The organism is Pseudoalteromonas sp. Z1A6 (genome assembly GCF_011378745.1).
In the GTDB taxonomy this organism is placed as follows: Bacteria; Pseudomonadota; Gammaproteobacteria; order Enterobacterales; family Alteromonadaceae; genus Pseudoalteromonas; species Pseudoalteromonas arctica.
In genome coordinates this window covers 1-1,201 of record NZ_WTKW01000614.1, presented here as the reverse complement: position 1 = coordinate 1,201, position 1,201 = coordinate 1, and the positions used below count along the sequence as shown (strand labels likewise).

The window sequence follows — 1,201 nt, the reverse complement described above, 5'->3', positions numbered from 1 at the left end:
TTATTCGGCCTTTTTAGTGACTGCTTGTACCCTTTACAAGACTAATTAATAATGTAACTATAAAACGATTATTTATATGAAAGGATATTATTATGGGTAAGGTACTGCTTTTATCATTACTGATTTTTTCTAGTAGTTTGTATGCTGAACAAAATACTAAGCAGCAAAAAATAGATGAACTTATTAGTGTAATGAATTTAGATTCAATGGTTGACTCTATGTACGGCCAGGTTGAAGGTATGATGAAAGGCATGTCAGACCAAATGGGCGTTAAGCCTTCTGAGCAGCCAATTTTTGATAAATACTACGCAGATATGACAGCAGTATTAAAAACGCAAATGAGCTGGGCTAAAATGCAGCCAATGATGGTTAACGTGTACGACAAGCATTTTAATGAACAAGAAATTGCCGATATGTTAGCTTTTTATAAAACAGATACTGGGCAAAAAATACTCGCTAAAATGCCAGTTGTAATGCAAGAATCTATGCAAATGTCACAAAGCTTAATGCAAGATGCAATGCCTAAAATACAAGCTTTAGCGCAGCAACTAAGTGACGAATTAAAAGTATCTCGCGAGGGTGAAAATAAGTAAGGCTGATATTTATCTAAACTTTTATTTTTCATCACATGGGCAGGGTTTACCAATATGGTAGCCCTGTACATAGTTAACACCGATAGTCTCAAGTATTTGGTTAATCTGTTCATTCTCTACAAACTCTGCAATGGTCTGCATTCCCATCATATGGGCTATTTCATTAATAGATTTGACTATTTGTTGATCTACTTGGCTGCGTTCAATATTTTTAATTAAACTGCCATCTATTTTAAGATAATCAGCTGGTAGGTTTTTTAAATATTCGTAAGTAGACGCGCCACTGCCAAAATCATCGATTGCGAACTTAATACCAAGTACTTTCATCTCTCTTATAAAATTTTGAACTTTAGTTATCTGAGATATAGCAGCTGTTTCGGTGATTTCAAAACAAATATTCTTAGCATTGATATCACTTTTTTTTATGAGTTTAATTATGTGTTGTACAAACGCCTCATTACTTAGGCTAATCCCAGATAAGTTAATAGATACAAGGGTATTATTATCAGGGAAAAACTCTCTATATCTCACTAATAAAGTACTCACTACCCATTGATCTATTAATGTTATTAAGCCATTTTTTTCTGCAGCTGGAATAAATAAATCAG

General features: G+C 33.4%; 2 protein-coding genes. One reads left to right on the top strand and one right to left on the bottom strand.

Annotation, left to right across the window (positions count from 1 at the left end; genetic code table 11):
- The first annotated feature begins 92 nt into the window (after positions 1–92).
- Positions 93–593, top strand: a complete 501-nt coding sequence (locus GQR46_RS19910; RefSeq protein ID WP_165742258.1) for a DUF2059 domain-containing protein — start codon at positions 93–95, stop codon at positions 591–593.
- Between the two features lie 21 nt (positions 594–614).
- On the opposite strand, the gene GQR46_RS19905 is transcribed toward GQR46_RS19910, so the two are convergent.
- Positions 615–1,201, bottom strand: a 587-nt coding sequence (locus GQR46_RS19905; protein ID WP_165742257.1) for an EAL domain-containing protein, incomplete at its 5' end; no start/stop codon positions are given.

Coding starts and splice junctions, on each gene's coding strand:
- GQR46_RS19910 (WP_165742258.1), top strand. CDS start 93: ATGGGTAAGGTACTGCTTTTATCATTACTGATTTTTTCTAGTAGTTTG.